The sequence below is a fragment of the Micromonospora cabrerizensis genome (assembly GCF_022230955.1).
Lineage (GTDB): Bacteria > Actinomycetota > Actinomycetes > Mycobacteriales > Micromonosporaceae > Micromonospora > Micromonospora cabrerizensis.
In genome coordinates, this window is sequence record NZ_JAKKFI010000013.1 from 98,651 (window position 1) to 106,005 (window position 7,355).

Annotated in this window: 5 protein-coding genes and 1 pseudogene; 3 read left to right on the forward strand and 3 right to left on the reverse strand. The window is 71.5% G+C overall.

Annotated elements, in window-relative coordinates:
* Positions 1–175 precede the first annotated feature (175 nt).
* Complete coding sequence (locus LADH09A_RS02145; RefSeq protein WP_238643036.1) at positions 176–1,738, forward strand: AMP-binding protein; 1,563 nt, start codon at positions 176–178, stop codon at positions 1,736–1,738.
* 91 nt (positions 1,739–1,829) lie between these two features.
* Here LADH09A_RS02145 and purD read toward each other — a convergent pair whose 3' ends face one another.
* The 3 genes from purD to LADH09A_RS02160 form a co-directional block, all read right to left on the reverse strand.
* The gene (purD, locus tag LADH09A_RS02150; protein ID WP_238643037.1) at positions 1,830–3,080 is read right to left on the reverse strand and encodes a phosphoribosylamine--glycine ligase; all 1,251 of its coding nucleotides are present in this window, start codon (positions 3,078–3,080) and stop codon (positions 1,830–1,832) included.
* A gap of 148 nt (positions 3,081–3,228) precedes the next feature.
* Positions 3,229–4,185, reverse strand: a complete 957-nt coding sequence (locus LADH09A_RS02155; RefSeq protein ID WP_372492208.1) for a type IV toxin-antitoxin system AbiEi family antitoxin — start codon at positions 4,183–4,185, stop codon at positions 3,229–3,231.
* A 181-nt stretch (positions 4,186–4,366) separates the two neighbouring features.
* Positions 4,367–5,656, reverse strand: coding sequence for an adenylosuccinate synthase (locus LADH09A_RS02160; RefSeq protein ID WP_238643039.1), 1,290 nt, complete (start codon positions 5,654–5,656; stop codon positions 4,367–4,369).
* A 124-nt stretch (positions 5,657–5,780) separates the two neighbouring features.
* Between LADH09A_RS02160 and LADH09A_RS02165 the strand changes: the two genes are divergently transcribed.
* Positions 5,781–6,929 (forward strand): diacylglycerol kinase family protein, encoded by a 1,149-nt coding sequence (locus LADH09A_RS02165; protein WP_238643040.1) that lies wholly within the window; start codon positions 5,781–5,783, stop codon positions 6,927–6,929.
* A 94-nt stretch (positions 6,930–7,023) separates the two neighbouring features.
* Positions 7,024–7,355: pseudogene (locus LADH09A_RS02170) on the forward strand (chromosome partitioning protein); the annotation flags it as partial.

Consider the following 7,355-nt stretch of genomic DNA (forward strand, 5'->3'; position numbering starts at 1 on the left):
TCACCAGGAGGGTCGGGCCGACGGTGGCCCGGATTCCACGATCTGTGCCGTCTTCGTCACCCCGCGCCGACGCCAACTGGGCCTTCAGCCGCGCCCAGTGCATGATCAAGGAAGAAGCCCTGATGGACGGGCAGGCCACTGCCCCGTCCGCGCACCACCCTAGGAGGTCTGCGGCATGGACCTGCCGTTCGTCATCGCCACCCTGACCCGTCGCGGGCTGCTCACCCCCGGCAGCCCGGTCCGGGTCGCCTCGCAGCTCAACGCCCTGCGTACCTGGGGATGGAGCCTGGCGGGCGAGTTGCGCCAGGCGGCCGCCCGGGACCCCGGCCGCGCGGCGGTCATCGATGAGGACGGCGTCGAGCTGACCTACCACGACCTGCTCGACCGGGCCGAACGGATGGCCAGGTCGATGCGGGCCGGGCTCGGCGTGCAGGCCGGCGACCGGATCGGCGTGCTCTGCCGCAACCACCACGGGCTGATCGAGACGATCGTCGCCGCCACCCTGCTCGGCGTCGACGCGGTGCTGGTCAACACCGGCCTCTCCGCAGCCCAGCTCGGCACCGTCGCCGAGGAGCAAAGGCTGCGACTGCTCGTGCACGACGACGAGTTCGCCGACCGGGTCCTCGGTCTCCCCGCCGAGCTGCCCCGGCTCGACGAACGCACCCGCGAGGAGCTGGTGGCCGGCGCGCTGCCGGGTGACCTGCACCCGCCGGAGCGGGACGGCCGGATCATCGTGCTCACGTCCGGCACCACCGGTACGCCCAAGGGCGCCCGCCGTCCCACCCCGAGCGGCTTCGGCCCACTGGTGTCCATCATCGACCGCATCCCGCTGCACGCCCGGGACCGGGTGATGATCGCCGCACCGATCTTCCACACCTGGGGGTTCGCCGCCCTCCAGGTCTGCCTGGCACTGCGGGCCACCATCGTGCTGCACCGACGCTTCGACCCGGCCGCCACGCTCGCCGCCCTGACCGCCAACCGGTGCGACGCGCTGTTCGCCGTACCCGTGATGGTGCAGCGACTGCTGGAGGTGCCCCCGCCGGACCCGCGCCCCCCGCTCAAGGTCGTCGCGGTCAGCGGCTCGGCCCTGCCCGGCGGGCTCGCGCCGAAGTTCATGGACGCCTACGGCGACGTCCTGTACAACCTCTACGGCTCCACCGAGGTCTCCTGGGCGTCGATCGCCGACCCGCAGGACCTGCGACAGGCACCCACCACCGCCGGCCGGCCACCCCACGGCACCCGGCTGGAAATGCTCGACGACGCCGGCCAGCCGGTGCCGGCCGGACGCGTCGGGCGGATCTTCGTCGGCAACGAGATGCTCTTCGAGGGCTACACCTCCGGCGTCAACCGGGAAACCCACGACGGCCTGCTCGACACCGGCGACCTCGGCCGGCTCAACGCCGACGGGCTGCTCTTCGTCGACGGACGGGCCGACGACATGATCGTCTCCGGTGGCGAGAACGTCTTCCCCTCCGAGGTGGAGGATCTGCTCGCCCAACTGCCGCAGGTCCGCGAAGTGGCCGTGATCGGCGTACCCGACCCCGAGTACGGCCAGCGCCTGTCCGCGTTCCTCGCCCTGCACCCCGACGAGACGCTCGACCCCGAGGCGGTACGCGAGTACGTCCGGCACTATCTGGCGCGCTTCAGCGTCCCTCGGGACGTGATCTTCGTGAAATACCTGCCCCGTAACGCCACCGGCAAGGTGCTCGCCCGGGAACTGCGCCGCTACTACGGCTGAGTCGCCGCTCAGTTCACAGCTCCGCGGGCGCTCAGCCCGGCCGGCTTTCAGCCCGGCCGGCATCCAGCCCGGCCGGCTCAGCTTGGCCGGCTCAGCTTGGGATCGTGATCCGGCCGTCGAGGGCGGCGGCGGCGATGTCGGTGCGGTGCTGCGAGCCGGCCAACTCCACCCCGTCCACCAACGCGTACGCGGCGTCCCGCGCGGCGGCCAGGTCGGAGCCGGTGGCCGTACCGCAGAGAACCCTGCCGCCCGCGGAGAGCAACGCGCCGTCGCTGGCCCGGCGGGCGGTGCCCGCGTGGATGATGCCCGGCCGGTCCGCGCCGGTGATGACGTCGCCGGTGCGCGGCGCGGCCGGATAGCCCGCGGAGGCGAGCACCACGGTGACGGCGCTGCCGTCCCGCCACCGCAGCGGCGGATGCTCGGCCAGCGTGCCGGTGGCCGACGCGTGCAGCAGCCCGCCCAGCGGGGTCTCCAGCAACGCGAGCACCACCTGGGTCTCCGGGTCACCGAAGCGCGCGTTGAACTCGATCACCCGGGGGCCGGCAGCGGTGATCGCGAGCCCGACGTAGAGCAGACCAGCGAACGGGGTGCCCCGGTGGCGCATCTCCGCGAGCGTCGGGTGGACCACGTCGCGCATGACGTCGTCGACCAGGCCGGGCGGCGCCCAGGCCAACGGCGCGTACGCCCCCATGCCACCGGTGTTCGGCCCCGTGTCGCCGTCACCGAGGCGCTTGAAGTCCTGGGCTGGCAGCAGCGGCAGCGCCGCCTCACCATCGGTGACCACGAAGAGGCTGACCTCCGGGCCGTCGAGGAACTCCTCGACCACGACCCGACCACACTCGTTCGCGTGGGCCAGCGCGGCGGACCGGTCGTCGGTCACCACCACGCCCTTGCCGGCAGCCAGCCCGTCGTCCTTCACCACGTACGGGGCGCCAAACTCGTCCAGCGCCCGAGCGGTGCTGTCCTCGTCCGTGCAGACGTACGCCCGAGCGGTCGGCACGCCGGCGGCGGTCATGACGTCCTTGGCGAACGCCTTGGAGCCCTCCAGTTGAGCGGCCGCGCCGGATGGACCGAACACGGCGATGCCCTTGGCGCGGACAGCATCGGCGACCCCGGCAACCAACGGTGCCTCCGGCCCGATCACCACCAGGTCAGCAGCGGTCTCCACGGCCAGCGCCGCCACCGCCGCCGGATCTGTCGGAGTAACCGTCCGCAGCTCGGCCAGGCTCGCGATCCCCGGGTTGCCAGGCGCAGCAACAACCGCGGAAACAGCCGGATCCGCCACCAACCCGAGGGCGAGCGCATGCTCCCGCCCACCGCCACCAACCAAGAGAACCCGCACGACCGAGATCCTACTGTCCCCCACCCCAACCCCACCCACACCGCCCAGCCGCCGCCCACCCCACCCCGTCCCACCCCGCCCGCCCCGCCGTCGGTGATCAAGAGGTTTGCGTCAAAAACGGGCCGATGTCTGACGCAAAACTTCTTGATCAGCGTTGCTGGTGTCGGGCAGCCGCAATCGCTTGGCGGACCGTGTGAGGTATGTAGGTGGGGTGCAGGGTGTCCTGCCAGGTGAAGCGGAGGATGGTCCAACCAGCGTTGACCAGGCGATTCTGACGGCGACGGTCGGCAAAGGCCGCCTGCACAGTGCCGTGCGCGTCACGACCATCCGCTTCGGCGATCACTCTGGGGCCGCGCCAACCCAGGTCGCCAATGCCGAGCAGGTATCCGTCGTCGTCGCGTACCTCAAGTTGGAGGGTGTCTGGCGGAACCCGTCCGTCAATGCATCGCAGTCGGCTACGGGTCTCCAGCGGTGACTGCGCCCGCCCGTCCGCTTCGGCCAGGTAGGTGCGGGCCGCAACCGCGCCTCGCCGCCCCCGAATGAGTCTAGGGATCGCCGCCAGTTGCGCTGGATCGATACGTCGCTGGTTCAGCGCCGAATCGAGGACTGAGACCGCGGGATACCGATCAACCCGCAGAACCACATCCGAGACGGTGCGGAGCGGAGAGGTCGTCCGAATGCCAGCAACCTCACCGATATCGCCAGGGCTGACAGTCACCTGATGCACGGTCAGCCACGGCGCCAGGGCGCGCCGGGGCCGGGGTCGGTCGACCGGTACCGAGACGTGGACCTGCGCGGTCCGCCAGAGACCCGCAATTCCATGCAGCTCCAGCGCAGTGTCCAGAACAGCGAAGGCACCTGGGCCGAGGCTGACGGCTGCGGCGCGGATCCGTGCGCGCCGCAGCGTCGATTCACTCAGCTCCACGTCCAGCACGAAGCAGCCGCGCAGAATCCGTCGCCACCTGCCGGATCGGTGCAGCTGTCGGACCTGGTCCCTGGTCAGGCCGGCACGCAACGCCTGACCCAGGGTGATCATCCCGTCCTGCCCGGCCGCGATACGACGAAGAAGTTGGTGTTGTCCCACCCCCACACCCTGCCGAGTCACCCCGTCCAACCGAAGCCCCTGTGGATAACCTCAGCAGCCCTGGGGATAACCGCCTGCCAACCCTGGTGATCAAGAGGTTTCCGTCAATTTTACGCGGATTCCTGACGCAAACTTCTTGATCACCAGGGTGGGCGGGTGGGTGGGTGGGTGGGTGGGTGGGTGGCCTGGGGGGCGCCGTGGGTTAGGGGAGGAGGGGGTGGAGGACCACGTTTTCGTCTCGGCCTGGGCCTACGCCTACGACGCTCACCTGGGTGTTGCAGAGTTCCTCTACCCGGGCGATGTAGCGGCGGGCGTTCTCCGGCAGGTCGGCGGCGGTCCTTGCCTTGGTGATGTCTTCCCACCAGCCGTCGAGTTCCTCGTAGACGGGCTTGGCGTGGTGGAAGTCCGTCTGGCTCATCGGCATGTCGTCGACCCGGACGCCGTTGATCTCGTAGCCGACGCAGATCGGCACCTTGGGCATACCGGTGAGCACGTCAAGCTTGGTGATGACCAGGTCGGTGACACCGTTGAGGCGGCAGGCGTACCGGGCGACGACCGCGTCGAACCACCCGCACCGGCGCTCCCGCCCGGTGGTCGTGCCGTACTCCGCGCCGATCTTGCGCAGGTGCTCACCGTTGGCGTCGAACAGCTCGGTCGGGAAGGGTCCCGCGCCGACCCGGGTGGTGTACGCCTTGCTCACCGCGATGACCTTGTTGATCGCCGTCGGCGGGATGCCGGCACCCACGCAGGCACCACCGGCGGTCGGGTTCGACGAGGTCACGAAGGGGTACGTGCCGTGGTCCATGTCGAGCATGGTGGCCTGGGCACCCTCCAGCAGGACCGTCTCGTCCCGGTCCAGCGCGTCCCAGAGCATCGCCCGGGTCTCCGCGATGTACGGCTTGAGCCGCTCCGCGTACGCCAGGTACTCCTCGACGGTCGCCTCAAGGTCGATCGCCTTGCGGTTGTAGACCTTGAACAGGATCTGGTTCTTCTCGCGCAGCGCGAGTTCCAGCTTCTTGCGCAGGATGCCCGGGTCGAGCAGGTCCTGCAGGCGGATGCCGATCCGGGCGACCTTGTCGCCGTACGCCGGGCCGATGCCCCGGCCGGTGGTGCCGATCCGGGACGAGCCGAGGTAGCGCTCGATCACCCGGTCCAGTGCCCGGTGGTGCGGCATGATCAGGTGCGCGTCACCGGAGATCCGCAGTCGGGACACGTCGACGCCACGCTCGGCGAGGCCGTCGATCTCGGCGAGCAGCACCTTCGGGTCGACCACCACACCGTTGCCGATGACGATCATCGCGTTGGGCGAGAGCGCTCCGGACGGCATGAGGTGCAGCGCGTACTTCTGGCCGTCCGGGGTGATCACCGTGTGGCCGGCGTTGTTGCCGCCGGAGTAGCGAACGACGTAGTCGACCCGCTCACCCAGCAGGTCGGTAACCTTGCCCTTGCCCTCGTCGCCCCACTGAGCGCCGATGAGCACGATCGCTGGCATCTTTTCCGCCTCCAGAAGGCTCGGGTGCCAGGTGGCGACCGGTTGGCGAGCCCGGGGTGTCAGGTTAACAAGTAGTGACGGCGCGGCCGGCAGGGGTCGCGTCGAGAGGCAGGAGGCTCCTTCCGTGTACGACGTGGTGCTGCTCACCCTCGGTTCGGAGCGGGACGCTCCCGGGGGCTGTGGCAGCGGCGGGGCCTGCTGCGGCGGTGCGGCGGAGGCCGCCACCGACCCGACAAGCCAGACCGACAACAGCCCGACCGACAACAGCGCGACGCGCCAGGCCGACACCGGCCAGGCTCACACCAACCAGGCCGACACCAGCCACACCCACACCAGCCACACCGACACCGGCCAGGCAGCCCAGGCCGGCGCCGGCGGCGACACCGAACGGTGCGTCACCGAGCGGCCGCGGGTGCCGGTGTTGGCCTGCGCCGACGCGCTGAACGCCCGTGGCGCCCGGGTCGAGATGGTCACCGCCCGCTCGGACGCGGAGATCGACGCGGTGTTGGCCCGGCTCGACGGTCCGGCCCGCCCGGACGGGCTCACCTGGCCGGACACCGACGGCAAGACCCGGCTGGTCGTCGCCACGGCCAACGACGGGCAGTTGCGCGCCGTGCTGCGCCGGCTGGTCCGGCGGTACGCCCCGGCGCCGAGCAAGCGCCCGGCGGATCTGCCCGGCAACCGGACTCTGCCCGACCTGCCGCCGGTGGCCGTACTCCCGCTCGACCCGGCCCGTGGCGGCACCCACCGCGACCTGGCCGCGCAGCTCGGGCTGCCCCGTGACCCGGCGGTGGTGGCCGCCGCGGTGCTGGACGGCACGCCGCGCCGACTGGACCTGCTGCGCAACGACGGTGGTTCGGTGACGCTGGACGGCGCTCTGCTCGGTGCCGCCGACGACGCCGGACGGCCGCTGCACTGGCGGGCTCGGGTGGAGGTCGACGACGCCATCCTCACCGACGGTGACGAGCCCTTGCTGGCCTGCGCGGTCGCCAACGCCGGCGGCTACGCGACGCTCGACGACGTGACGCTGCTGACCGCACCGGACCCGGCCGACGGCCAGGTCGAGGTCGCGGTTGCCGTGCCGGTTGTCGTCCGGTCGGCGTTCGGCCGCAAACGGGTACGTCTCGAGGTGCGGCGGGCCCGTGGCCGGGCGGTTTCGGTGCTGCCCAGGGAGGGGAAGGTGCCGTACCTCGACGACGGTGTCGAGGGCGAGCTGACCCGGAAGCGTTCCTGGTGGGTCGAGCCGGGCGCCTGGGCGGTCTGGTCGATCTGACCTCCGGCCGCGCGGAGCGGCCGACCTCGGCTGCGCCGACCGCCCCTCGTGGGCGGATGCGCCTATCCTCGCAGGAGGACTGGGGAGGGCCCTAATGGACGAGAACGCCGACCGGGCGCAGGTGCACGGCCAGCAGCCGGTGCCGGAGCGGGACATCGAACCACTCTGGCCACCGGATCCGGCCGACCGGGGCGCCGGGCCCGTCGTACCGCCCTGGGCGGCGGTCGCCGAGCAGCGGGGCGCGCCGTCGTCGTCCGCGCCCGGGCCGGTGACGCCGCCGGTGGCGGCACCGCCGATCAACCGGCCGCCGGTTCCCGGGCAGCCCGGAGCTGCCCCGCTGCCGCCACCTTCGCCGTCCGACTACCCGTCGCTGAGCGGCGCCGTTCCGGCACCCGGGGGTTGGGGTGTCGGCGGCCCGGCCGGCGG

Bases quoted from the DNA above. Each gene is read 5' to 3' on its own strand.
- LADH09A_RS02145 (WP_238643036.1), top strand. From the start codon at position 176: ATGGACCTGCCGTTCGTCATCGCCACCCTGACCCGTCGCGGGCTGCTC.
- LADH09A_RS02160 (WP_238643039.1), bottom strand. From the start codon at position 5,656: ATGCCAGCGATCGTGCTCATCGGCGCTCAGTGGGGCGACGAGGGCAAG.